Origin of the sequence: Asticcacaulis excentricus CB 48 (assembly GCF_000175215.2) — a bacterium.
In the GTDB taxonomy this organism is placed as follows: Bacteria; Pseudomonadota; Alphaproteobacteria; order Caulobacterales; family Caulobacteraceae; genus Asticcacaulis; species Asticcacaulis excentricus.
Genome location: NC_014816.1, coordinates 580,617 through 606,162 on the forward strand (window position 1 = coordinate 580,617; position 25,546 = coordinate 606,162).

General features: G+C 58.3%; 23 protein-coding genes. 6 read left to right on the top strand and 17 right to left on the bottom strand.

What is annotated here, in order from left to right:
* Positions 1-54: 54 nt before the first annotated feature.
* From ASTEX_RS02705 to ASTEX_RS02745, 9 genes are all read right to left on the bottom strand, one after another.
* Entirely contained in the window at positions 55-1,647 is a 1,593-nt protein-coding gene (locus tag ASTEX_RS02705; RefSeq protein ID WP_013478069.1) for an MFS transporter, read from the bottom strand.
* The gene (locus ASTEX_RS02710; protein WP_013478070.1) at positions 1,644-2,072 is read right to left on the bottom strand and encodes a DoxX family protein; all 429 of its coding nucleotides are present in this window, start codon (positions 2,070-2,072) and stop codon (positions 1,644-1,646) included. Before ASTEX_RS02710 ends, ASTEX_RS02705 begins: the two co-directional genes overlap by 4 nt.
* A gap of 45 nt (positions 2,073-2,117) precedes the next feature.
* Complete coding sequence (locus ASTEX_RS02715) at positions 2,118-3,341, bottom strand: alginate export family protein (protein WP_013478071.1); 1,224 nt, start codon at positions 3,339-3,341, stop codon at positions 2,118-2,120.
* A complete protein-coding gene (locus tag ASTEX_RS02720) occupies positions 3,341-3,493 on the bottom strand; it encodes a DUF1427 family protein (RefSeq protein ID WP_013478072.1) in 153 nt (50 codons plus the stop codon). Before ASTEX_RS02720 ends, ASTEX_RS02715 begins: the two co-directional genes overlap by 1 nt.
* Positions 3,493-3,729 carry a DUF1427 family protein gene (locus tag ASTEX_RS02725; protein ID WP_013478073.1) on the bottom strand — a complete coding sequence of 79 codons (237 nt, stop codon included), beginning with the start codon at positions 3,727-3,729 and terminating at the stop codon, positions 3,493-3,495. Before ASTEX_RS02725 ends, ASTEX_RS02720 begins: the two co-directional genes overlap by 1 nt.
* A gap of 11 nt (positions 3,730-3,740) precedes the next feature.
* Positions 3,741-5,687 carry an amidohydrolase gene (locus ASTEX_RS02730; RefSeq protein ID WP_013478074.1) on the bottom strand — a complete coding sequence of 649 codons (1,947 nt, stop codon included), beginning with the start codon at positions 5,685-5,687 and terminating at the stop codon, positions 3,741-3,743.
* Positions 5,688-5,805: 118 nt separating this feature from the next.
* Positions 5,806-6,492 (bottom strand): hydrolase, encoded by a 687-nt coding sequence (locus ASTEX_RS02735; RefSeq protein ID WP_013478075.1) that lies wholly within the window; start codon positions 6,490-6,492, stop codon positions 5,806-5,808.
* 209 nt (positions 6,493-6,701) lie between these two features.
* Positions 6,702-8,171 carry a catalase gene (locus tag ASTEX_RS02740; protein WP_013478076.1) on the bottom strand — a complete coding sequence of 490 codons (1,470 nt, stop codon included), beginning with the start codon at positions 8,169-8,171 and terminating at the stop codon, positions 6,702-6,704.
* Positions 8,172-8,251: 80 nt separating this feature from the next.
* Entirely contained in the window at positions 8,252-9,091 is an 840-nt protein-coding gene (locus ASTEX_RS02745; protein WP_013478077.1) for an alpha/beta fold hydrolase, read from the bottom strand.
* A gap of 414 nt (positions 9,092-9,505) precedes the next feature.
* On the opposite strand from ASTEX_RS02745, the gene ASTEX_RS02750 reads away from it, so the two are divergent.
* The 5 genes from ASTEX_RS02750 (at position 9,506) to ASTEX_RS19175 (ending at position 18,671) form a co-directional block, all read left to right on the top strand.
* The gene (locus ASTEX_RS02750) at positions 9,506-9,883 is read left to right on the top strand and encodes a response regulator transcription factor (protein WP_013478078.1); all 378 of its coding nucleotides are present in this window, start codon (positions 9,506-9,508) and stop codon (positions 9,881-9,883) included.
* Positions 9,880-14,655 (top strand): trifunctional serine/threonine-protein kinase/ATP-binding protein/sensor histidine kinase, encoded by a 4,776-nt coding sequence (locus ASTEX_RS02755; protein ID WP_013478079.1) that lies wholly within the window; start codon positions 9,880-9,882, stop codon positions 14,653-14,655. Before ASTEX_RS02750 ends, ASTEX_RS02755 begins: the two co-directional genes overlap by 4 nt.
* Positions 14,656-14,730: 75 nt before the next feature.
* The gene (locus ASTEX_RS02760; RefSeq protein WP_013478080.1) at positions 14,731-15,351 is read left to right on the top strand and encodes a response regulator transcription factor; all 621 of its coding nucleotides are present in this window, start codon (positions 14,731-14,733) and stop codon (positions 15,349-15,351) included.
* Between the two features lie 187 nt (positions 15,352-15,538).
* Positions 15,539-16,738 (top strand): IS256 family transposase, encoded by a 1,200-nt coding sequence (locus ASTEX_RS02765; RefSeq protein ID WP_013478081.1) that lies wholly within the window; start codon positions 15,539-15,541, stop codon positions 16,736-16,738.
* A 451-nt stretch (positions 16,739-17,189) separates the two neighbouring features.
* A complete protein-coding gene (locus tag ASTEX_RS19175; RefSeq protein ID WP_013478082.1) occupies positions 17,190-18,671 on the top strand; it encodes a serine hydrolase in 1,482 nt (493 codons plus the stop codon).
* A 97-nt stretch (positions 18,672-18,768) separates the two neighbouring features.
* Here ASTEX_RS19175 and ASTEX_RS02775 read toward each other — a convergent pair whose 3' ends face one another.
* From ASTEX_RS02775 to ASTEX_RS02785, 3 genes are all read right to left on the bottom strand, one after another.
* Positions 18,769-20,928 carry a TonB-dependent receptor gene (locus ASTEX_RS02775; RefSeq protein ID WP_013478083.1) on the bottom strand — a complete coding sequence of 720 codons (2,160 nt, stop codon included), beginning with the start codon at positions 20,926-20,928 and terminating at the stop codon, positions 18,769-18,771.
* A 227-nt stretch (positions 20,929-21,155) separates the two neighbouring features.
* A complete protein-coding gene (locus ASTEX_RS02780) occupies positions 21,156-21,731 on the bottom strand; it encodes an HAAS signaling domain-containing protein (protein WP_013478084.1) in 576 nt (191 codons plus the stop codon).
* On the bottom strand, positions 21,728-22,084 hold the full coding sequence (locus ASTEX_RS02785; RefSeq protein ID WP_013478085.1) for a PadR family transcriptional regulator: 357 nt from the start codon (positions 22,082-22,084) through the stop codon (positions 21,728-21,730). Before ASTEX_RS02785 ends, ASTEX_RS02780 begins: the two co-directional genes overlap by 4 nt.
* 413 nt (positions 22,085-22,497) lie before the next feature.
* Here ASTEX_RS02785 and ASTEX_RS02790 point away from each other — a divergent pair, with 413 nt between their 5' ends.
* Positions 22,498-22,875 (top strand): hypothetical protein, encoded by a 378-nt coding sequence (locus tag ASTEX_RS02790; protein WP_013478087.1) that lies wholly within the window; start codon positions 22,498-22,500, stop codon positions 22,873-22,875.
* Positions 22,876-23,022: 147 nt separating this feature from the next.
* On the opposite strand, the gene ASTEX_RS02795 is transcribed toward ASTEX_RS02790, so the two are convergent.
* The 5 genes from ASTEX_RS02795 to ASTEX_RS02815 are packed head-to-tail and all read right to left on the bottom strand — an operon-like array spanning position 23,023 to position 25,386.
* The gene (locus tag ASTEX_RS02795; RefSeq protein ID WP_013478088.1) at positions 23,023-23,523 is read right to left on the bottom strand and encodes a hypothetical protein; all 501 of its coding nucleotides are present in this window, start codon (positions 23,521-23,523) and stop codon (positions 23,023-23,025) included.
* Positions 23,524-23,565: 42 nt separating this feature from the next.
* The gene (locus tag ASTEX_RS02800; protein ID WP_013478089.1) at positions 23,566-24,030 is read right to left on the bottom strand and encodes a hypothetical protein; all 465 of its coding nucleotides are present in this window, start codon (positions 24,028-24,030) and stop codon (positions 23,566-23,568) included.
* A gap of 33 nt (positions 24,031-24,063) precedes the next feature.
* A complete protein-coding gene (locus ASTEX_RS02805) occupies positions 24,064-24,510 on the bottom strand; it encodes a hypothetical protein (RefSeq protein ID WP_013478090.1) in 447 nt (148 codons plus the stop codon).
* Positions 24,511-24,539: 29 nt separating this feature from the next.
* A complete protein-coding gene (locus ASTEX_RS02810; RefSeq protein WP_013478091.1) occupies positions 24,540-24,908 on the bottom strand; it encodes a hypothetical protein in 369 nt (122 codons plus the stop codon).
* Positions 24,909-24,930: 22 nt separating this feature from the next.
* Complete coding sequence (locus tag ASTEX_RS02815) at positions 24,931-25,386, bottom strand: hypothetical protein (protein WP_041658471.1); 456 nt, start codon at positions 25,384-25,386, stop codon at positions 24,931-24,933.
* Between the last annotated feature and the right edge of the window lie 160 nt (positions 25,387-25,546).

Below are 25,546 nucleotides of genomic sequence, written 5' to 3' on the forward strand. Positions count from 1 at the left end.
GTTCCTTCTGGTATCGAATGACCGCCTTGGGCGCCTACCGGTCACATCTGAACGCTACGGCAGGTTTATCAGGTGACGCACCTTTGGGGCCTTTGTGCCCTGATGAAAGCGGTGAACCTCGGCCTGAAGGTCGGCGTCGGCTTTCGAGACCCGTTGATGCTGTCTCAGATGCTCAGCCCATGAGTCTACCAAGAACCACTCTACTATGGCCTCGGGGTAATGGCTGTCTTCGGTTATGCCCCAGGCTGTGGCACCGTCGCGGCGGCGTTCGTCGCTGAGACGACGGATGGCGGCCAGGAACGATGACCGGTCGGCTTCGGCTATCTGATACTCTATCAGGATCATTACGGGGCCACGGTGAGTGTCAGCATAATCCGGACCGGCCGGTTCGGGCCAATGAACCGAAGGGGTAAGATCAGCCTCAGTCGATGGCAGTTTGAAGTGATGAAAGGCAAAAGCGGTCAAGATAAGCCCTGTAGCGGCCACCAGAAGCGCAGAGCCGATGCCGACATGCGTCGCCAACACGCCCCAGCTGAGACTCCCTAGGGTCATGGCCCCATTGAAAACCATCACATAAACCGCCAGAGCGCGCCCGCGCACCCAGTTGGGAAGCACGCCTTGCGCCACGCTGTTGAGCGTGGTCAGGGCGGTGATCCACGCCCCGCCCGTCAGCAGTCCAAGCCCCAGCGCCAGCGCCTTGAGGGAAGTTAGGCTGAGGACGGCCATGGCCGCGGCTGAGATCAGCGCGGCGGCCAGCACCAGACCATCGGGGTTCAGAAGGAGCCGCAGGCGCGGCAGGGCGATAGCCCCACCGATGGCGCCGACCCCCACCGCGCCGAGCAAAAGGCCGTAGAAACCGGCGTCACCCATAAGTTGCGTCCGGGCGACCAGAGGCAGGAGCGCCCAAAGCGCACTGGCGAACAGGTAAAAGATGAAGGACCGGATGAGAACCCGGTGCAGGGGACGGCTCGATTTCACGTAGCGCAGGCCGGCGCGGAACGCCCCGCCGAACGACTCAGACAGATGGCTGTGGCTCATCGCCGGACGTTTCCACCACAGTAAGGCTGCAATGACAAAGCCATAGGTCGCTACGTCCACACCGTAGGTGAGGCCCGCACCGAAGGCCGCCAGCAAAATCCCGCCCAATGCCGGCCCAATGGCACGGGAGATATTGATGCCCAGAGAGTTGAGCGCTACGGCGCTTTTTATATCCGTCTTGGCCACCAGCTCCGGCACAATGGCTTGCCAGGTTGGTCCCATGAGGGCAGCGCCAATCCCGCCGACAAAAGTGGCGGCAATCAGCTTAATGACCGACATCTGCCCGGTTGAGGTCAGGATCATCAGGGTCAGACTGACGCTGGCGAGGAGGAGTTGAATAAAAATCAGCAGCTTACGGCGATCCAAAATATCGGTCAGCACGCCTGCAGGGATGGCCAGCAGAAATATGGGCAGTGTGGCTGCGGCCTGAACCATGGCGACGGCGGCGGGCGCCCCCGAAAGATCGGTCATTAGCCATGCCGAGGCGACATCGCGCATAAAGGAGCCGGTATTGCCAAGTACCGTTGCGGCCCAAAGCACGGCAAAAACGGGCTGTGCCAAGGGTGCAAAGGCCCCGGACGGACGCTTTGTGGACGATGAAGGGGTCATGCCTTTGCCTCTCTTTTGTGTGTGCGAAGCGTTAGAGCGAACCCGCTCAGCAAGCCTCCGGCGACGGCGATGTTTTTAAGAAATTCTTTACGCGCCATCAGTGAGGCAGGTTCCACCATGGCCCAGAAGTCGAAATAGAAAAAGTTGACGCTAAGCGTGTAAACGGCAAGGGCGAGAAGGGCCGGGGTCAGGCACACACCGGCGAGCAGTGCCGCGCTCCCCAGAATTTCCACACTGACTGCCAGCGCAAGCGACAAGGGAGCTAGCGGAATGCCGTGGGCAGCCGCGTCCTGGAGATAGGTCGTCCAGTGCCAAAGTTTATCGACTCCGCTCTCGATGAACATCGCCGCGAGCATCAGGCGGGGCAGCCACAACAAGACCGGCTTTTGCGCCAGACAGAGGGCCGCCTTGGTATCAAACGTCATGAGCTCAGGTTCCTTATGTTCTGACATGCAGGATCGATGGCGGCTCTAAGGAGCCCAGCCCAGCCACACACCGATGTAACGGCTATCGGCAACACCGATGCCATTCAGACGCGAACTGATATTCAGGTGCGACACATGCGTGGTCAGGCTGAGTTCCGGGGTGACCTGCCACGTCCCCCCGATGAAGGCCTGTGCGCCGGTCAATCGTCCGCCTTTTCCCGCCGTCGCGGGTATAGGCAGGTTGGGCTGGCGGTAAAGGGCGTCCGATACCCGGTCTCGCCAGAGACCGTCTGCGCCTATCGTCAGCGTCACTCTTCGATGCGGCTTCAAGGTCAGGGTACTGCCCAGCCGTACCAGATTGGCCGGACCGATCCGGCCCGCTTCATCGAAGTAAGACCCGCGCGGGAAAAGCGGATTGAAGGTTTTTAAATGCGCTTTCCCGTCGTCTCCACTGGCGTGATCGAACTTCAGCGCGATCCGGGGGGTGCTTTTACCCATAAGGGTGTAACTGACATATGCCGAGACATAATGAGCCTGGATCGTTTGGGAGCCGAAGGTGCCGCCCTGAATGACTGCCTCCATGTCATAATCGAAAGCCGCCCGCGCCCCCGACAGGCGCGCACCGAAGCTGGTCCGGTCTTCATCAGCCGTCACGGCACCAAAGCGGACCGCCTTGCGTTCCAGCCGCAGCGCGTAAAGATCCGCCTGCATTCCTGTTGGGGATGGCACCTTGAAGGCTGCGTACAGACCGTAAACGGTTTGATCCCGGTTCGTCGCATCATCGAAAGCCTTCTGACCAATCCGCACGGGATGAGCGACAAAGCCACTCAGACCGCCGATGTTGACACGCAGCGCATCGAAGCTTTGACGGATATTGGGGCCATCACGCCGAGAGATCAGGCGTTGCGTACCAAGCGGCATTTCCTGTCGCCCGGCACGCAGGCCCAAGATATGATGGCGATATTCCACAAAAGCCTGCTGGATATCCGTGCCGCTTTCTTCCGTGGCGGTCAGGGGGCCTTTCTGGCCCACAACGTCGTGGAATCCAAGCTGGCCCAAAACGCGAAGGTTTCCGTCGATAGCCCAGTCAAGGCCCACCAGAGCGCGCCGCAGGACATAGTCGTCCTGAGCCGGTTGAGACATCCCTGCAGTCGTCTCCTCTGACAGATTTTCATATCTCAACCTCGTTTCGAGCGTAAGCTTTACGGGCGGCACGGGGCTGGTCGTTTCCCGGGCCAGCGACACGGCGGCGAGAAGGGCGGCAAACATCAGAACGATCCGCCGGCGATGAAGCCGAGTGTCATGGCGACGACGAGCAGGGCCCCCACCAGTCGAGGCGGCGCGGGTAGGGGCAGATCGAAATAGCGGCAGATAAAGCCGATGCCGAGCCCCAGAGCTATGCCAAGTATGAGCTGTGTCATCACATCTTATCCTTATTGGGTTCGCCGGTGGGACCGGCGCAGTTGGCTTCATTGACTTTCGGGCGTTGGGCAAACCAGCGATCGGTCAGTATCCAGCCGATGGTCATAGACAGGACCAGAAGCGCACCGGTGAGCACCGGCGGGGCGGGGCTGGGGATGCCCGCCAGATTGCAGCCGAAACCAATGGCGAAGCCGAGCAGCAGACCGATGGCGACTTTGAGCGTTTGGGTTTTCATCTTCTCATCTCTCAGGCAAAGCAGGCGCAGCCAAGCACGCCCCAGAAGTCGCGGAGATTGTGGGCCGGGACGTTTGACGCATAGGCTTGACCGTGGGCATGGCCATGCACGGTGCAGTCGCTGCCGCAGGCGCAGGCGACGCGTGAAATGCGATCCAGAGAGGTCACATCGGCCTTCTTGTGCTGATAGCCCCCGAAGGTGCGTACCGGCGACCAGTCTGGACTGATCGGCAAGGGGGGCGGGGCCAGCGGTTTGAACTCGTCCTGAGCGTGGACGACCTTGCCGCCCACGATGGTAAGGCTCGAATAGAGGTCTTTGATGTCGTGCTCCGGCATGGACATCAGATCCTGCGGCAGGACGATGAGGTCGGCATATTGCCCGACCTTGAGTGCGCCCTTACGGCCGTTTTCGGTCGAAAACCACGCTGAGCCTTCGGTGTAAAGGCGCACCGCCTCTTCCCTGTCCAGACGGTTCTGCGCGCTATAGAGGGAAAGGCCGCCCAGGGTCTTTCCCGAAATCAGCCAGTAAAGACCGACCCAAGGATTATAGCTCGCCACGCGTGTGGCGTCCGTGCCCATGCCGACGGGCAGGTCAGCGTCAATCATACGCTTGACCGGCGGCGTCTGTTCGGCGGCTTTTACGCCATAGCGGGCGACGAAGGCTTCGCCCTGATAGGCCATGCGATGCTGGACCGCAATGCCGCCACCCAGGGCCTTGATGCGGTCGATGTTGCGCGGCGAAATCGTTTCGGCGTGGTCGATGATCCAGTGCAGGTCACCGAATGGTATCTCGGCGTTGACGCGCTCAAACACATCTAGGAAACGGGAGATCGATTCATCGTAAGTGCCGTGGATGCGGAACGGCCAGCGGTTTTCGACCAGATGTTTCGTTACGGCATAAAGCTCGTCTTCCAGTGTCGCCGATAGCTCCGGGCGCGGCTCCTTGAAATCCTCAAAATCGGCGGCGGAAAAGACCAGCATCTCGCCCGCGCCATTGTGGCGATACATGGCATCGCCCTGACCGGGCTTCACCAGTTTCGTCCAGGTCTGGAAGTCCTCAAGCTCCTTGCCCTTGTTCTGGGTGAACAGGTTATAGGCGATCCGCACCGTCAACTGATCATTGGCGGCCAGTGTGCCAATGGTGTCGTAGTCTTCGGGATAGTTCTGAAAGCCACCGCCCGCGTCGATTACCGATGTGATACCCAACCGGTTCAGTTCTTTCATATAGTGGCGGGTGGATATGACCTGATCGGCAGGGGACAGCTTCGGCCCCTTGGCCAGCGTTGCATAGAGGATCAGGGCATTGGGCCGCGCGATCAGAAGCCCTGTCGGGTTGCCGGCGCTATCACGCTGGATCTCGCCACCCGGCGGGTTGGGGGTGTTTTTGTCGTAGCCTACGGCACGCAAGGCCGCCTGATTGAGGAGCGCCCGGTCATAGAGGTGCAGGATGAAGACGGGGGTATTGGGCGCAATGGCGTTGATCTCTTCGAGCGTCGGTAAACGCTTTTCGGCGAACTGATATTCGCTGAAGCCGCCGACCACACGCACCCATTGTGGGGCGGGCGTCACGGCGACCTGGGCCTTCAGCATATCGAGCGCGTCGGCCACCGACTTTACGCCGTCCCAGCGCAGTTCCATCAGGTAGTTGAGGCCGCCGCGGATCAGGTGGGTATGGCTGTCGTTCAGACCGGGCAGGACGCGCTTGCCTTTGAGGTCGATCACCTGCGTCTTCGGGCCTATCAGCTTCATGATCCCGCTGTCGGAAGACACCGCACTGAAGACGCCGTTGGTGATGGCCACAGCGGTCGCGTTAGGGTTGGCGCGATCCAGTGTCGTCAGTTTGCCGTTGTAGAGGATCAGGTCGGGGGTCATGGGATCGTCCTTGGCGAAGGCGGAGGTGGCGAGGAGGGCAGCCGAAGCCGTCAGAGCGCGTCGGCGGTTGATCAGGGAAAGCGTCATCGGCGGACCTCGACGGGGAAGGAGGGCCGCCTGTCCGGGCGGGGAGGGGACAGGCGGCCGGAGCACACAGGACAGGAGCAGCGGGCTAGGACCACTCCGTCGGACGTCGGGGCAGACGTCAGGCGTGCTCAAGGGCTTCGGTCTTAACGACCTTATGCGGGAAGGCACCGCGCTGCGGCGCCTTGTGGACGTGGGTATAGGCGTAGTCGACGCCCATGCCGTAAGCGCCGAAATGCTCACGCACGATCTCCATCACGCCGTTATAAGTGCCACGATTGGCCCAGTCGCGTTGCAGCTCCAGAAGCACCGTCACGGCGGTCATGGAATGGGCGCCTGCCTGTTCCATACGGCGCACGGCCGCATCGTGCGATTCTTGCGACGTGCCGCCGGACGCGTCAGTGACTATGAAAACCTCATAGCCGTCTTCGAGCGCCGACAGGACGGGAAAGAGCAGGCACGCTTCGGTCCACAGGGCGGCGATGACCAGTTTCTTTTTGCCGGTCGCCTTGACGGCGGCTACGAGGGCTTCGGAGTCCCACGAATTCATCGACGAGCGTTCAATGGGGTCCTGCTGAATGACATCCAGCAGTTCTGGCCAGATATAGCCCGAGAAACTTTCGGTTTCGACCGATGTCAGGATGACCGGAGCCCCGAACAGCTTGGCTGTCTTAGCCAGCGCGATGGTGTTGTTCTTAAGGAGCTGGCGGTCGATATTAGTGACACCGAACGACATTTGCGGCTGGTGATCGATGAAGATGAAAGCCGTATCGTCAGCATTGATCAGGGATTTGGCGCGGAAGGTCATGATGTATCCTCTTGGGTGGGGGCGTCTGTGGAAGGCAAGGCTTCGCCGTTCAGAGGATTTGGGTCCTCTGGCGCCCACCTTGCCGGTGCAGAACGTGACTGTGAGAGAGTGAGAGAGCGCTGCGAAGCGAACGCAGACTGTGGTACGCTGTACTGATGAACCCGATGTACCGTCTACGCGGCGTTGCGAGTAGAGGCCGAAAGGGTCATTTAGGGTTGCGAAATTTGCAACTCTAAAACGGAAGGTATGTTCAGCGCCGCGCGGATACCCTCAGCGTAGTCCGGGTGGATGCGTTCGAAGTGGGTGAGGGCCCGTTCGATGATGACGTCGGGCACCCCGGCCATGGAGGCGGCGATATTCGCAAACAGTCGCGCCTTTTGGTCGTCATCGAATAAGTTGAAGAGGGCGCGCGGCTGGCTGTAATCGTCATTGCCGTTGCGGTGGTCGTAGCGGTCGGCGTCGCCCGTGATCCGCAGCGGCGGTTCGCGATATTGCGGGGCTTCCCTGGGGCCGTCGAAGCTGTTGGGCTCGTAATAGGCGTTCGGGTTCGACTGGAAGTTATCGAAAAAGCGCATGGAGCCGTCGCGGTGATAATGGTTCACCGGGCATTTCGGCGCATTGACTGGCAGGGCCTCATAGTGCGTCCCCAGACGGTAGCGGTGGGCGTCGGCATAGGCAAACAGCCGCGCCTGCAACACCTTGTCGGGCGAGAAACCGATGCCGGGCACGATGTTGGATGGCGAGAAGGCCGCCTGCTCGATCTCGGCGAAGTAGTTGGACGCATTACGGTTCAGCTCGATAACGCCTACGTCGATCAGCGGATAATCGCTGTGCGGCCACACCTTGGTCAGGTCGAACGGGTTGTAGGGCGTGGTGTCGGCCTCCAGTTCCGGCATGATCTGCACCTTGACGTCCCACTTCGGGTACTGATGCGCCTCGATGGCCCCGAACAAAGCCTCCTGATAGGTTTCGCGCGACTGCCCGATCACATTGGCAGCCTGGGCATTGGTATAGTGGGCGTGGCCCTGACGCGTCTTGAAGTGGAACTTGACCCAGAAGCGCTCATTATCGGCATTGAGGAAGCTGTAGGTGTGCGAACCGAAGCCGTCCATATGCATCGGATCGGTTGGGATGCCGCGATCGGACATCAGTATGGTCACCTGATGCAGAGCTTCGGGCGACAGGGACCAGAAGTCCCAGGCGGCGGTTGAGGAGCGCAGGTTGGTGCGCGGGTGGCGCTTCTGCGTATGGATGAAGTCCGGGAATTTGAGCGGGTCGCGGATGAAGAAGACCGGCGTATTGTTGCCGACGAGGTCCCAGTTACCTTCTGAGGTGTAGAATTTGAGCGCAAAGCCGCGCACATCGCGCTCGGCATCTGCGGCGCCCAGTTCGCCGGCCACGGTCGAAAAGCGCGCCAGCAACGGCGTGGTGGCCCCTAGTTCAAAGACGCGGGCGCGTGTGTATTTTGAGATGTCGTGCGTGACGGTGAAGGTCCCGAACGCGCCCCAGCCCTTGGCGTGCACGACGCGCTCAGGGATGCGCTCACGGTTTTGATGCGCCAGCTTTTCAATGAGCTGATAGTCCTGCATCAGTAGCGGCCCGCGCGGCCCCGCGCTCAGGCTGTTCTGATTGTCCGCCACCGGCGCACCGGCCGTCGTGGTCAGTAATGGCGTGGTCATAGTCGCCTCCGAACGAATGGAAAGGATGGGAAGAGGGGACTGCGCGTGCGGGTGGTGACGGCGGTCCCCGGATAACAGGGCTAGCTCTTAAAATAAGCGAGCAGGTCCGCGTTAATGGTGTCGGCATTGACCGTCGCCATGCCGTGCGAGAACCCCGGATAGGTCTTCAGTGTGCCTTTTTTCAGCAGCTTAACGGCCAGCTTCGCCGAATTCTCGATGGGCACGATCTGATCGTCTTCGCCATGCATGACGAGGACCGGGATGTCGATTTTCTTTAGGTCCTCGGTGAAGTCGGTTTCCGAGAAGGCCTTGATGCAATCGTAATGCGCCTTGGTGCCGCCCATCATCCCCTGACGCCACCAGTTGTCGATCACGCCTTGCTGCACTTTGGCACCCGGACGATTGAAGCCGTAGAAGGGGCCAGACGGCACGTCGCGGAAAAACTGGGCGCGGTTACTGGCCACCGCCGTGCGGAAGCCGTCGAACACAGACATGGGTAGGCCATTCGGATAGGCCGCTGTCTTAAGCATTATTGGCGGCACAGCCCCCAGAAGCACGCCCTTGGCCGCGCGCTTCGTCCCGTGACGACCCAGATAACGCGCCACTTCGCCGCCGCCGGTCGAGTGCCCGACGTGAATGGCGTTCTTCAGGTCGAGGGCGATCACCAGCGCGTTCACATCGTCGGCATAGGTATCCATTTCATTACCGCTGTCGGTCTGGGTCGAGCGACCATGCCCGCGGCGATCGTGGGCAATCACGCGGTAGCCATTGGCCAGAAAGAACAGCATCTGGGCATCCCAGTCGTCGGCCGTCAGCGGCCAGCCGTGGTGGAAGACGACGGGTTGCGCAGTCTTGGGGCCCCAGTCCTTGAAGAAGATCTGAACGCCGTCGCGAGTGGTGAGATAGCTGCCATTGAGCATGGAATGGGCTCCTGAAGGTAAGGATGAGGGTTTTGCGGTTTTGGTTTTGCCCGTGCCGGCTTGGGCAGGAGCTGCCAGTGTGACCGCGGCCGTGGTGGCGAGCGCCATAGCGCCGCCCATCACCTGTCGCCGGCCGGGTTGGTAAAGATCTGACATGAGAGGGTTCCGATGCAGGTTGTGATCCGCCAAGCCGCCAGAGGGTTCACCGAGGTCTTCGGCACGCCTCTGGTTGCCAGCCTCTTCAGCTTGCCGCTGAAATGCCATTCGGGAAATTGAACCTAGATAGGGGGCGGGGCCTACATGGGATGGGATATACCTATACCAAGGTTTGTCCTGATTTATCCCGTAGGCCCGGTTATGATGCGGTGAGGCCTGCGTCGTGTTCTGACGCGTCTGTATGTAGGGAGTAGGTGAATGCCCAAAGGCTTGGTAGCCATTGTGGATGACGACGAAATGGTTCGAATGGCTACAGCAAGTCTGCTCAACTCTTTCGGTATTTTCACACTTCATTTTGCATCGGCGCGTCAGTTCCTTGAGGCCAATCGCAAGAATATTGCCTGCCTCATTACCGACATACAGATGCCGGACATGTCCGGCCTTGATCTGCTTCGCGTGCTGAGACAGGCCAGAGATCGCCTGCCCGTTATTTTGATTACCGCTTTCGCTACGCCGACCCTTCTCACGCAAATAGAGCCGCTGGAGACAGCGGGCCTCCTTGAAAAGCCACTCGATGGTGACAAACTGATTGCGCTGGTTCTGGCCGCACTGGACGAGGGCAAGGAGCAGCCATGACCAGGGGGATCGGGAATTCACCTGAAGTGCACGTCCGCCCCACAGGTACTGGGCCCCTGTCCCTCGCGGCCTTTCTCGATGTCGCTGTTGGAGCCACCCAGAGCCTGACGCAGAGCCATCTGAAGGGTGAGGCTATGGGTATGGCAGGCATCGCCGGGCTTATCCCGGCGGGGCGACTGGACCCCCAGTGGCTTCTGGGTGAAGACTACGTATACACGGCGCCCGAACGCCTGAATGGTTCCGCTGTCAATCAGGACACCCCGTCCAGTGATCTCTATGCACTGGGGATGTTGTTTTATCAGATTCTTACTGAGCGGCGGCCCTTTGACGCCGTTGGCAGAGCAGAATGGCGACATGCGCATCTGGCTATCGAGCCGCGTCCCCCGAGTGCTTTCATTGCCAGTCTTCCGCCACTGATCGATGCGATTGTCCTGAGACTGCTCAACAAGGATCCCGCTGACCGCTACCTCAGCGCCGAGGCCCTCTGTGTCGATCTGGCGGCCTGCGCCAGCGCTCTGAACAGCAAGGGCGGCTTGCCGTGGTTCGAGCCGGGGGCCTCAGAGGCTCCGTTTCGCTTCGACAACACGGATGGGCTGCTGGAACACTCCGAACAAGTCAGGCAGATCGACGCCGTGATCGGTCGCGTTTCGCGTGACGGGGAGCACGCGATGGCTTTTGTTTCCGGTCCGGGCGGGATCGGAAAAACCTCACTGGTTCACTACACCATAAAAGCCGCCGGCGCGGCCTCAGCGGCGGGTAAAAGTGACAAGCTCCAGCGCGACAAGCCCTATGATTCGGTGGCTCAGGTCCTGCGTACCCTGTTCAACCGCTTGCTGAGTGCGGGCGAAGATGAGATCGAAGGGGCCCGTACACATCTGCTGCAACAGCTTGAGGGGCATGGTCGGGCGATTGTCGATCTGGTCCCGGAAGCCGAAGCTGTGCTTGGGCCGACGCTACCTCTGGCAGAGGTGTCCGCGCAGACGGCCCTGTCGCGCACGCAAAACGCCATTTGTCAGACCCTGGAGTTTTTTGCGGCCTCGGCTCGGCCTCTGGTTTTGTTTTTCGATGACTTGCAATGGGCGGACGACCTGACTCTGGGGGCAATCGGCGCAGTGATCAGCCGGGCGCCGAAACATCTGTGCCTGATTGGGGCGTATCGGGATGGTGATGAGATAACCGCAGAACTAGCCCGGTTGATCGAACTCGCCAGATCAGGGCAGAGCCCCTTCACGGAACTGGTGGTTAGTCCGCTTTCGCTTGAAGACACCCGCAGGGCTCTCCATGCCTCACTGCCTGGCAACGTGCCGCAGATGGACGCCATCGGCGATATGATCCATCGGCGCACCTCCGGAAATCCTTTCTTTATCAACCAGTTTTTGCGAACCCTTCTGGAGACCGGTGCTATTCGCTTCGATCCCTTGTCGGAAAGCTGGTCGTGGCAGCCCGACGGGTCTCAGGGGACCTCTGCTCCCAGAGATCTGGCGTCATTCATGGCGGAAAAGCTGGCCGGCCTGCCGCCGGAGACCCAGCATCTGCTGCGCCACATGGCCTGCGTTGGGCGCACGGTAAACACGGACCTATTGTGTGCCCTGATGGCGATAGAGCCCACGACCTTGCGGCGGCAGATAAGGCCACTGATCGACAGCGGACTGCTTGTGGAAGAGCGGGCGGACTATGCCTTCGTCCACGACCGCGTGTTCGAGGCCGCCTATGGCCTGTCCACCGACCTTCAGCGATCTGAGGTTCACGCGCGTATCGCAGACCTTTTGCTCGCTCAGCCGACAAGGCCCACCGATGATGGGCTTTTTGACATCGCCAACCATATTGAGCGCGCCAATCCGGAAGCGCTTTCACTGGATCAGAAATTGATCTTTGCGCAGGCCCTGCACGATGCCGCCACCGCGGTACGCCAGTCCGGCGGCATTGTGCAGGCAAAACGCTATCTGAGCGCCGCCATGCGCCTGATCTCTGAAACATGGTGGCGGGCGTCACACACACTGACCTTTGATATCCACGTCGCCTATGCCGAAATATTGCTGGCCGATGCCCAGACCCAAGCGGCGGCCGAAGTAATCACGCTGTTGCTTCAACATGCGCAGTCCGGGATCGAGGAAGCCGCCGCACGACGCTTTCAGGCCCACTATCTGACGCTTCAGTCCGATTACGACGCGGCGATCGACGTTGCCCTCATAGGATTGAAGTCGCTGGGCATCTCGCTGGAGCGCTATCCGTCGGCCGAGACAATTGATCGCGCCTATGTCCGCGTTCAACAGGCTCTTGGTGGTCGTCCCGTGGCTTCTCTAAGTGAACTGACCCCGATGTCAGACCCGCAGATGCAAAGTGCCATGGCACTGTTATCCACCTTGATTTCCTCCATTTTCACGACGGATGGCCTGCGCTTTGTGCATCTGGCCACCATCGTCGAACTGTCGATCCGCCATGGGGTAACACCGGAATCGGCCTATGGTCTGGGCTGGTACGGGCCCATGATTGCGGCCATGTACGGCGCCTATGAGGATGGATACACCTATAGTCAGGTCGCGCTCGAACTGGTCGAAAAGCACGGCTACGATGCGCAACGCACCTCTGCCCTGACCGCCGTGGATCAGATCTGCGTGTGGAAACAGCCCATGTCTTACGCTCTGACTCAGGTTTATGAGTCGATCAGTGCGGCTGATAAGGCGGGCGACGCCGGCATGATCTGCTACGCCCGCAACCATCTGATTTCGGACCTGCTGGTGATGGGTGTCCCCCTGTGGCGCGTGGCCGAAGACCTGACGCCTTCACTGGCCCTGACCCAGAAGTTTGGGTATCGCGACATTGAACTTCTGCTCAAAGGGCAGCAGCATTTGGTTCACAGCCTGATGACCACAGGGCATGATGTGGCACCGGATCTGGCCAGTCACGGCGATGTCGCCGTGACCACCCGATTCTGGGTCAATCTGTACTTAGGCATTGCGGACTACTGGCTGGGCCGGGTTGATTCTTCGGTGGCCAGGCTGGCAGAGGCTTCGGGTCTGACCTCTTATCTGCTGGCGCATATCGACACCGCATGGTGCGATTTCTTTCTCGCCCTCGCGCTAGCCGCTCAGGCCGAAGACGAGATCAGCCGTCCGCAGGCGCTGCAAAAGATCGCGCCACTGAGGGACAAGTTTGCACAGTGGGTTAACCTTAACCCGCTCACCTTTGAGAACAAACTGTTACTGATCGACGCAGAAATCGCCCGCCTTTTGGGGCAGGACCTGCGGGCTCTGTCTCTTTATGAGCATGCCGCTTCTGCGGCTGAAAAAGCTGGTTTTATTCACGAGCAGGCGCTGGCTCATGAGCGGGCAGGGCGGCACCTGTTTATGGCGGGCACTCGATCTACGGCGGCGCATCACACAGATATCGCTGCGGATCTTTATGCCCAGTGGGGGGCGGCCGCCAAGACGGAGCAGCTTGCCCAGGAGTTCGGGGCCTCTGTGCGCCGGGAAGACCGCCCACTAGCGACGGATGATGATCTTGATATGTCGCTGGCCTTACGCACATCGCAAGCCCTTTCCGAAGAAATACTGCTTGATAATCTCGTCCGCTCGTTAATGCGCGACATGATCGTCCATGCCGGCGCCGATTTTGGCACATTAATCATGATGCGCGCTGGAATGCCCGTCGTAGAGGCCAGTGGCACGATTACGGATGGCAAACTCAGCGTAAAGCGCGAGATGGAGCACGATAGTGCGCCTGTCGTTCCGGCGACCATCCTCAATACCGTCAAGGCGACCCGCAAGGCGTTTCTGCTAGCGGATGCGCGCACCGATTTTCAGGGTCTGCATGGCTCCGTGACGGGGGCGCGCTCCATTCTCTGCGTGCCCATTGTCCGACGCGGCGATCTGACCGGCGTCGTCTATCTCGAAAACAATCTAGCGGGCGGTGTTTTTGCCCCGGCGCGGATTTCCATGATCGAATTGCTGGCATCGCAGGCGGCCATTTCCCTCGAAAACGCAACGCTTTATTCCGAGCTTGTGCAGGAGAACGAGCGACGGGCGCGAAGTGAGGCCGCTCTGCTAACGGCGCGTGCCGAGCTGGCGCGAACCTCACAACTGACCACTCTGGGCGGGCTGGCCGCCTCCATCGCGCACGAAATCAATCAGCCTTTGTCGGCAATAGCCAGCCACGCCGATGCCAGCCGCCGCTGGCTGGAGCGGCCTAGGCCGGACCTGCCCAATGCCCTGAAAGGCGTTGAAAGTATCCGGGCGGGTGTGGACCGTGTCACCAAGATCATTCAGGCGCTGCGATCCATCGCGCGTCAGGTACCGCAGACGTTCGAAGAAATGGCGGTGGATCCGATGATCCGGCACGTCCTGCATCTGACTGAGGCAGAGGCGGTGATGTCCGAAATCAGCGTCACAACGCGTCTGGGTTCCGAGCAATACCGGGTGATGGGCGATCGGACGCAACTGGAGCAGGTGATGCTGAACCTGATCACAAATGCGGTGGATGCTATGGTCAAATTGCCGGCAAATCGCCGCAAGCTTGAGATCGAATCCTTTGTTGAAGAGGCTCAGGTGACGGTTGCCGTGCGCGATAACGGACCGGGTATTCCTGCGGCGGTGTCTGAAGCCTTGTTCGATCCGCTGGTGACGACCAAGGTTTCGGGCATGGGCATGGGGCTCGCCATCTGCAAATCCATCATCGAAGCCCATCGGGGCGTCCTTTCGGTGGAAAGCCGCGAGACGGGGGCGGCTTTCAGCTTTTCCATTCCCGTGGCGTCAAACCGGCCTAACGGCCATTGACGCGCGGAGACTATCAGGGGCAATCGGGGTATCACTATGTTGGCAACATCAAGAGCCGTGAGAAGGAAGCCTGACATGCAGGGTTCAGGTGCACCGGTGATCATCATCGTTGATGACGATCCTATGGTTCGTAATGCCATAGATGATCTGTTTCGTTCGATGGGCTATAGGACGCGCAGTTTCGAAAGCGCGCAGGACGTGCTCGAACTGGATCTGGCTGACGAGTTGGCCTGTATCATCACCGATGTCCGCATGCCGAGAATTGGCGGCCTAGAGTTTCAGAAGCTTCTGGCCGAGCGGAGAGATTTTACGCCCGTCATCTTTATTACTGGCTACGGTGATATCCCGATGACGGTCCATGCCATGAAGGCGGGCGCTGTTGACTTTCTCGCCAAACCTTTCCGGGATCAGGACCTTCTGGAGGCTGTCAATTCAGCGTTGGAACTGGCGCGGGAACGGCGGTTCAGTTCCGAGGAGCGCAGTGCCGCTCAGCGCCTTTATGACACACTGACGCCACGTGAACGCGAAGTCATGGACGGGGTGGTCAGAGGGTTATTGAACAAGCAAATTGCCGGGGAACTGGCTATCGCTGAGATCACCGTAAAATTGCATCGCGCCAGCCTGATGCGTAAAATGGGCGTTCGCACCGTACCCGAGTTGATTAAATATCACGATTTGGTCTCCCGTGAGAATTAGGGCTCGATTAGCGTAAAGGCAAAAAGGGTCGTGTCCCACCGGGTGGTGTAATTGGGTAAGAGCGAAGCGCTAGGCTCGCGGCCCCATTCAAGGGCCAGGCGAGCCTGAAGCGTCGCGGGTTGGCCATCAGTGATTTTCGGATATGGTTTGGGTTCCTACACTCATTCCAGAGACGAAAGAACCACCGATGACCAAAGAGATGATGGCCCTGAAAGGGCTTGTTGAAAAGACCTCCGACAGCGATTTGTTGCGTGAGATGATAGGTTTTGCCGCCGAGCGCCTGATGGCAATGGAGGTCGGCGCTGTGACCGGCGCGGCTTACCACGAGAAGAGCGGCGAACGTATGGTCCAGCGCAACGGCTATCGCGATCGGGATTGGGAAACACGCGCCGGCACGGTCGAACTGCGTATTCCGAAACTTCGCAAAGGCAGTTATTTCCCGAGCTTTCTGGAGCCACGGCGCATGGCCGAGAAGGCACTGACTGCCGTTATCCAGGAAGCTTACGTTCAGGGCATCTCGACGCGGTCTATCGACGACCTGGTCAAGGCCATGGGCATGAGCGGCATCTCGAAAAGCCAGGTCAGCCGCCTTTGTGAGGAAATCGATGAGCGCGTGAAGGCGTTTCTCGATCGTCCGATCGAGGGGGAATGGCCTTATATCTGGATCGATGCCACCTACCTGAAAGTTCGCCGTGGGGCCCGGACTGTCTCCGTCGCCGTCATCATCGCTGTGGGCGTCAATACCGACGGCCGCCGGGAGGTTCTTGGCATGGAGGTCGGCACGTCAGAAGCTGAACCGATCTGGGCAGAGTTCTTACGCAACCTGACCCGTCGTGGTCTGCGCGGCGTCAAGCTGGTCGTCTCCGATGCACATATCGGGATCAAAGGCGCGGTATCGAAGGTTTTGAACGCCACCTGGCAGCGGTGCAGCGTACACTTCATGCGCAATGTCTGCGCCCATGCAGGCAAGAGTGGCCGCCGGGTCGTCTCGGCCTTCATCGGTACCGCCTTCGCTCAGGAAACGCCTGAAGCCGCCAGCGCACAATGGCGAAACGTCGCCGATCAGCTCAGGCCCAAAATGCCAAAGCTGGCAACGATCATGGACGAGGCTGAGCATGACGTCCTGGCCTACATGACCTTCCCAAAGGAGCACCGCATCAAGCTTCACAGCACAAACCCGATTGAGCGTCTCAATGGCGAAATCAAGCGCCGTTGCGATGTCGTGGGCATCTTCCCGAACGATGATGCCATTATACGCCTCGTTGGGGCTATCCTGCTGGAGCAGAACGACGAGTGGACGGTTCAACGCGGCCGCTACATCACCCTTGAAACCATCGCACAACTCAGCGATGATCCCGTTCTCAGCATGCCAGCCGTGGCAAGCTGACGAAAATCCGGACCCGTCCGGAAACCACTGATGCCTAGCGCTCAGTTACACCACGTCACGGGACACGATCGCAAAAAGCATTCCTATGGAATCGCCGGGGAACTACACACCCACCGTTCACTTCCGAAATGGTCACTTCGGGGGTGATTTTGAACTGTCACCTCATCAGTTTTATTTCCGCCTCGGGCGCGATCCGGCAGTATGAACTCGGCATCGCTTGCATTTAAAAAAATCGCTTATCAATGGATGGCCCGGCCATTTCCTCGGATTGCACCCAATCAGTCGAGAATCTAGTTTCGGCAGACACTTACACTCATGTAATTTGACCCTGAGCGAGCTTTCCGGATAGTTGTGTACTGGTCAAATCGATAAGTAAGGTTGAGGTGGTTGTCGACAATCCCTTTAAACCTGACGACGGTTCGCCGACGCCTTTCCAGCCGAAAGAGAACGCATGCGCCACTCAATATTCGCCAAGGCGATCGTCCTCGCCCTTGCTTTGGCGTGTGGTCGCACGCCCGTCGCCGCTCAGACTGAGCCGACGACCGTAATCGCACAATCTTCGGCCTCTGAACTTCCGCCGCTGAGCGAGTTCGTTGGGACCTATACCTACCAGGGCGGCACTATGGAGATCGCTGCGCCTCCCGACGGATTGTACGCAGTGATCGACGGCGGCAAATATCCCCTGCGTCGCAAGTCAGCGGATGTTTTCATCAACGGGGGCGGAGCAGATGTCACCTTCCACCGCGGCCCCGATGGGGTGGTCAACTCCGTCGAAGACAATTCTGGCCGGTATCCGCGTCTGTCTGCCCGCATCACGTCCTTGACTGAAGCCGGTTTCCTGCCTCGTCCGGCGGGTTCGCCACCCTACCGCTATAAGGTGCCACGCAACCTACGAGACGGCATCTCCGTGGGCGATGTCGCCAAATCCGATCTAGGCGCTGAGGCTGCCAATCGTATTGTAGCCGGCGTCCTCGACAAGACATGGCCTGACGTTGACGGAGTTCTCATCTTTCAGGGCGGCAAGCTCGTGCTGGAGGAGTACTTCTACGGCTATGACCGCAATACGCCGCACCAGATGCGTTCGGCGACCAAGTCGGTTGTCGGGGCCGTTGTGGGCGCGGCGGTCGCTAACGGTGCAATTACGCTTGATGAACCTGTTCTGCGGAGGCTCGGCTACGCGGACATTGCCAACCCCGATCCGCGTAAGTCCGTCATCAGCCTGCGCCACCTGCTCACCTTACAATCGGGCCTCGACTGCAACGACTATTCGGCGAGTTCTGCGGGGGGCGAGAGTAAACTCTACGGTACTGCGGACTGGACCCGTGTGATGGTTGACCTGAAAATGGTCGAAGCGCCCGGTACGGTGGGCCACTACTGTACGGGTGCGACCTTCCTCGCTGGTCGCGCCGTCGAGAAGGCGACGGGTCACACCCTGCCTGATTATGCCCAGGAACATCTGTTTGGGCCATTGGGCATCCGTCGGACCGACTGGACCTGGAATCACGACCTGACCAACGCAGATAAAACCTTTGGCATGATGTCCATGCGGCCACGCGATATGTTGAAGTTCGGTATGCTGTATGCGAATGAGGGGCGCTGGGGTAAGACGCAGGTCCTGCCCGCCGCGTGGGTGAAGGAGTCGTTGTCGTCTCTCAGCACCGTCGAGAATACGGCTTACGGCTACCTTTGGTGGCGGATGTGGTTACGCGTTGAAACGCCGGATGGTCCGCGTCGCGTCTATATGAGTGCCGCTCAAGGCAATGGTGGCCAGAAGATTTACATAGTTCCGGAACTCGACCTGATCGCCGTTTTCACCGGATCGCGTTACAACACTGGCGCAGCCGCCCCAAACAAGATTATGGCCAGTGTCGTGCTTCCCGCGTTGCTTAAGGTGCGCGGGATAAAAGGCGATATTGGCGCCCCGGTCCACTAACGCCAGCTTGAGGCCCGAACCCTCTCTCATGTCTGATTTCGCGAATTTGCAGGTCGTCCCAATGGGCCGCAATCCGCGCTTTTCGGAGGTTCACGCGTCAGCGCGTAGCTCTGCTGATACCGAACGGATTGATTTGCAAACCGAACATGACATTGAGGCCGCCCAGATTAAATTCAGTGACAGTGTGACCGGCCTGGTTCTCAATAATGCTGCGCGATGTGGAGTGATCCTGAAGGCTAGCTGTCGCGGTCAGTTTCCCATTGATCCGGCGGCTGTAGCTTACGCTCCAGCGATGCGTCGGTTCTGTATAGCCCTGGCCCGTCAGTTGTTTGCCTGCCGTATTGAGCGAAACCTGCACCTGATCGTTAGGCGACATCCGGTAGCCGATGCGCACACCACCTGCCATCGTTTGCGCCTCAGTGATCGTTGTGAAAGTTGACGATCTCGGGGGACGACGCTCACGCTTGAATGTGGTTTGCAAATTGACATCCCACTTCGTCCCGATACGTCGATTATACATTAGATCAAGGCCATTTTCCGAGCCAGAACCGCCGTTTTCCCGACGGCTCAGATAGAGGTTATCGTCGATGTAGGTGCTGCGTTCAACAAAGACGTTTTCGGTCTTCTTGTAAAACCAGGTTGCTGTAAAAGTCAGGTTTTTGGGGCGGTTATTGTATTCGTAGCGCAGTTCACTGAGGTGCGTTTCTGAGGGTTGCAGATCCGGATTACCGGAACGGGCATTGCGGTCGTCCCAATAGATGATGAAGGGATTGAGGTCGCTCACATCAGGCCGTGTTATTCGGTGGCCGTAATTATACCTCAGCTTAGACGTTTCGCTCAGCAGGTACTGTATCGCAAAGCTCGGATGTATGTGGCTGTAGGTTTGCCTGACAGAAACGTGGCTGGTCACCTGATTGAGGGTCAGGTTCGTGGTTTCGACCCGCAGGCCGCTCAGCACTGTCCAGCGTAGGCCGAGGGCCTTCTGATAGGTAACGTACCCGTCAATCTGATCCTGATTAACTTCGTAGGCGTTGCTGCGTCGGGTATCCAGAGCGTGTGCGGCCGTGGTCAGGCTGATATCATATTCGGCATTACCGGTTCTCGCCGCCGTGGTGCTCAGTTCAAAGCCGGACGTGAAAACGCCACTCCAAAGCTGACGGCTGTAGTCAACGCTCATAGCCAGGGCACGCTGAGTGTTGTCACCGGATCGCAAAGTCCTTCGGTTTGGAGAGGCGGTTGAAAAGCTGTAGTCGGATACGGTGTCGCGGGATAGCGTGCTACGGTTCTTCCGCAGGTCGGCCTTCAAAGTTTCACCTTCTGTGTCACCACGATGACTAAAACTCAGACGTACCGATCCTTGCTGACTTTCATTGCGGCGGTCGTCACGGCTCTGGTATTGGGTCGTGATCTTTCCGACAGGATCGCGTTCCTCAAAGGCGCTTAGCCCCGTAGACTCGAAATCGCTACGGTTCAGTGTCACCTCTAAACCCAGGGCATCAGTATCGCTAGGACTGAAGCCAGCAGCACCGATAAAACCATAGCTGTCGGTTGACTGAGGTAGGTCGCTCACGCCGCCAAAACGAAATGTACCTGTCGGAGTGTAACGTTCACGGTCTAGGCTAAATTCGGGCTGGCGCGTATCCCGGTTAAAGTTCAGGCTGCCGTTGACGTTTAACCGGCCTTTGGTTGCCCCGGCATTCACCCCCATACTGTAACGGCCCTCATTACCGGCCCCAAGCCGCATCCCTAAGATTGGGCGGAGCGTTCGGTTTTTCTTCATGACGATATTGATGATGCCGCCGCCGCCATCCGCGCTGAATTGTGCTGATGGCGTGGTCATGACCTCAATAGAGGCGATGGCATCGGCGGGCAGGGATTGTAAGGTAATCGCCCGAAAATTGCCCTGCATCAGGGCAGAGGGTTTACCATCGACCAGGATCTGTACCGCAGAATTGCCACGCAGGGTGACATTGCCTTCCGGATCGACGTTGACGCCGGGTGCTTTATTCAGGACATCGACAGCATTTGAGTTGGGCATTGCCGGTTCGGTCTTGGGATCATAGACATCGCGGTCGATCTTCGTCGTAGGCTTCGCGGCAGTCACGGTTACGGTTGTAAGGTCACTGTCTGTCTTGGCTGTCTCTGGCTTCGGTTTCGGCTTTTCACGTGTCCCTTGTGCGGCAACCGGCCCGGCCATAGTCATAACCAAAGCCGTAGACGTCAGAAGCGCCATAAAGGGCGAATAGTGCCATTTCATGTGAGGTTTCCTGTGAGATCATACGCGCACAACCTCAGCCTCTGACGCTGCACGCAGAGTTTCCGAAGATCGGCGGTTTTGTGGATTGGCTTAGGTCTTTAGAGGCGGATGACTTCAGATAAAAACATCATTCCGCCTGCGGCTTTGCAGTGGCCGCGCTGCTCTTGCGTAAAGCGGGGCCCGCTTTATGGAATTCCGTTCTCGTTGGGATTTGAGGCGATCTGATATTAAGCCGATTGTGAGCGGGCCCGCACAATGGCAAATCCCGACAGACGCAGACACAGCCTGGCTAGGAATAGCGAAAGGATAATCCCGGCTATCGTGAGCACATACCACCAAGGGCCGAGCTGTTCGGTGGCGCCGAGGGCACTTGCCGGCAAATGACCTATGTAGTTGTTAGCGCCAGAATCTGTGAAATACCCAACCTTGTCGGGGCTGCCAATCTTATCAATCAGCCACAGCAGATTGATCAGGGTCAAGCCCCCAAAGGTGGCGGCGAAGGTCAGACCGAGAAAGGCAACGATGCTTCTGGCGGAATGGGTGACCAAGGCTTTGATCATATGCAAACTATGGTTTGATGTGATGGCCCGCGATAACAAAAAGTCCTCTATGAATGGGCGCGCATAGTCCTTGACGGTGCCAAACCCATGCAGCGCCGAGCGGGCTGAAAGGCCGGCGGCCACCCGATCTTCGAGATGTGCGCGCGCTTCGTTGACGATGTCCCGACGGCTGGCTTCAGGAAGACCCGCCAGCGCGCGTTCAAGTTCGTTCAACCAGATGTGGATAGTGTTGGCGTCGTTCATGACGATCTCCGCAACAGAAAGGCGTTCAGGTTTTGAGTAAGGGTCAGCCAGTCATCGCGCTGAGCGTTTAGCTCTGCCTGACCTAGTGCGGTCAGTGCATAGTATTTGCGCGGGTGTGAGGCGTCGGCCTCGTGTCGCCATTCTGACAAAATCAGACCGGCCTTATTCAGTCGGTGAAGCAGCGGATAGAGCGTGCCTTCGGACAGATCCAGGCCTGCCCCTTCGCGGAGCTGATCCAAAATCCGCAGGCCGTATTGCGGCTCTTCATCTAGCAAACTCAAGAGCGCCAGCTCCAGCACGCCCTTGTACAGCTGGGTTCGTCGAGTATCTGAGCTTTTGTCGGATGAAGTCATTATGCATCACATGTTGCTTTGTGATGCAAGGTATGTGGTCAAGCCTTATAAATTGCAAGCGATAATTTCAGGCAAGTGGTCTCTGGGCATTGGCGAGGCGTTTCTAAAAGACAATCGTAATGCCATTTTTACACGGCGCGGATACCCGCCGTCGGAATTCTAGGTTGGATTTCTGTACGGGCGGCGCGCCTGGCTGAGATAAATTGCCCCTAAAGTCCGCTTTCAGAATGGACCTTTAACGGGCACACACATGTTCGCAATGGGCGCGCAGCAGTCTAGCCCGATTGCGCCGGATGGGGAGGCGGCCAGTCCATCTCATTGGCATACAATCTTTTTCACCCTTACAGGCATTGTAAGTAAAGGAGGCGCTTCGCGCGTGATAGCTCTGAAGGACTGTTTCAGGAGCCCCTCACATGTCTCGCCGTCTCGCCCTCAGTGCCTTGCTGGCCTTCCTTACTCCCATGTCCGCTCATGCCGATACAGCGTTCAATGACGCCGTCCTTAGGTACGAGATAAACATGAAAAATGTTGAGGTTCAGGTGACGGGTGCGGCCACACAGGCACAATTGGGGCAGGATGCCGCCGCCTGCGCGGCCTTGAAAGAGGCGATAAAGTCCTATGACTATGCGCTGGGCAGTCTCGACATGGCGGAAAAAGCCCCCGCCAATCCGGCTGACAAACCGCGTCCGACTAAAGAACAATTCGAAACCGCGCGCCAAGACATCCGCGACAAGAAGGCCATGTTTGCCCCTATCGTCGAAGAAAGCTGCAACCGCGCTAAAGTTAAATAAAATCGGTCAGATAGGCAATCAACGGCGTGCCATCGAAAGGCGGGGGATAGTCCCGCACCTGTTTGGGCTGCACCCATTTTAGTACTGTGTGTGCTTTGGCCTCAGGGAGGTCGCAGACCTGGCGGTGGGCGTTTCCCGGGTGACACATCAGCCAAGCTTATAAGTGCTTTTCACGCACGATATGGTGAGCGTTATAGAACCTTTCTGGGTCGTTTTCGCGTCGTCAAAGAAGCCATAGACGATTGGTATCGTTTGCGAAGCGATTTGGTATGAAGCCTGATAAGACATGACACTATAGTCATTGCTTTCAACCTCTCTGGCCGCGATATCGCCGACAACGATTTCCTTGGCCGACACGCTGATGATCGGTGTGGGCTCGCCAAACTCCTCAGGTTTGTAAAAGCGCGGGTGGCAAGAAGTCCCGCCCTTGAGGTCCACGGCCAGCTCGACGGTCTCATCGATAATTCCCTGGTAATCCTCTGTCTTCAGAAGCGTACCAAAGCTGTTAGTACCTTCCAGATGGCTGCTCTGGGACTTGCAGGTCAGGTTAAATGCCGTCGCGGTTTGCGCCTGAGCGGACCCCGACAGCGCAAAAATGACAAGCCAGGTTCCGCAGGTAAGTTTAAATTTCTCATGGACATACGGCAAGGCGGCCACTCCAATTCGATACGCACACTCAAGGCGAAAGAGTCAGCACAGGTCTTCTTTTTTCACTTCGGTCAGAACGAACTCGAGCGTTTTGCGAAATTTGTCCGCGGTGGCTACCACGTCTTGGGGAGCCTTCTCCGGTTTCGCATTTTCCAGATAGCCAATCGCCGATTTGAAATCACCGCAGGCCTTTCGCAAGTTGCGCTTGCTGTAAAAACCATCAACACCACGGCAAAATGAACGGTGGCTTTCCGCAGCCCAAATGGGCACAACGCCCCCGATTTTGAACAGTTCACCGCTTATGCCCTGACACGCCATCTTTTGGCGCTCAAACAGACCCTCGTTGGTAAGGCCTTCCCCGGTCGTGGCTTCAACAAACTGTTGCGTTCGCGCCATCCAGATACTGGCGCCCTCGCCCTTAAAAGGGATGGCCAAAGCCGATTGAGCGCTGAAGGCAGCGACCAGGATGGAACCTGCGAGTGCTGCGGAAATACGAAAAAACTTCATGGTTAGATATGTCCCCTTAACCAAATGGCTAGATCAGTTTTTGCCCGCAGACGTACCTCGGATGGTCTGAAGCGTCAGCACCACGGCCGCCATCGCGAGCTTTTGTTCGATATCGCACTCTTCGGCGCCGACTTCACTTTCATTGGCTGGCACATCGAGATAGTCGGCCCAGCAGGTTGAGCGCATCTCCTGCGGGCAGTCGGCTTCGAACGACTTTTCGCGTTCAGAGACGAAGCGTTCGGCCATGGTCGCATCAGTCAGTTGGCTCAGAACGCTGAGGGTCAGTGATTTGGCCTCGGCATAGGGCTTTTCACCGGTCAGGCCGCGGCAATAATAGGCGCTTTCCATCAGGTTTTTCAGATCGTGGGGAAGCTTTTTGACCGCCTCTCTTTGGGCATCGGTCGCCGCGCCCCAGGAAGGAGGCGCCGCGTATAAAGACAGGCCGATGCTGAGGCCAAGGATGAATGATAAGCGCCTCATGGGATGTGGGCTTTCCGATGGCTGATTGTTTAGGGGCAAGGATATGCGGCACTGAGCATGCGTTTTTGGTAGGCGCTCAGCGTCTCATCATCTGTGGGCTTATTGTCCTTCATCGTCGCCTTGAGGCGCGTGAGATGCGTATGAGGCTGTGACAGCAGGCCGATCAGGCCGGGCGCACATTTGCCAGACGTATCGCCGGTTTTGCGTAACGCCACGAATGAGTCGACATAGCAAAGCTTGAGCTGATCCGGATTATCGGATTTTGCATTTTTGCATTGCTTGTAAAAATCCTGAGCAGATAGGTCGGCCTGGCCTGAACCCTCTTGCGCAAGGGCGGAGGGCGCCAAAGGGGCCAGGGTTAAGCAAAGCGTGGATAGGACTATGGGTAAGGACTTCATATCGGTTTTCCAGTACTAAGCGTCAGGCAGCACAGTGCTCGCGTTCCACCATTTCAATGGCGGCGGTGAAAGAAATGTAGGTGTAGATGTAGGCGTTCTCTTCAGACCGGACATTGACCTTGTCGAAGGTCAGGGCAGATTTTCGGATGATCTTGCAGGCTTTGGCCTTGTCTGTGCCTGAGTTCAGCGCATCGATGCCGTTGCACAGATCGGTCTGGCCGCTCACGGCCCACTTCGGCACCTGCCCGCTGTAGGTTTCAAGGCCTGAGCGCATCTGCCCGCACGCGCGCACCATAGCGTTAAGACCCATAGGGCGGGCCTCGGTAAAGGCTATAATCCCCGAAGTGAACTGGGCCTTAGCTTCGGCGGAAAAACCATTCCCTGCATGGGCGGGCGCTGTGGCGAGACCCAGCGCACAGATGGCCCCGGTTAATCCGCTAAAATTTTGCGTAAATTGTTGTGAAGGCGATCGTGCCATTTTTCCCTCTTCAACCTCTGCTGTGTCGTCGGTGAGGGAAAGGTGGCAAGCTGGCTCGCAACTGTCACCTTACATACGCTGTAAGTATTAGCCTTCCTGTTTCCTTACAGAGTTTGTCATTTTTCACGGATCGATCCTGCCCGTAAGCTCATGTGCATCG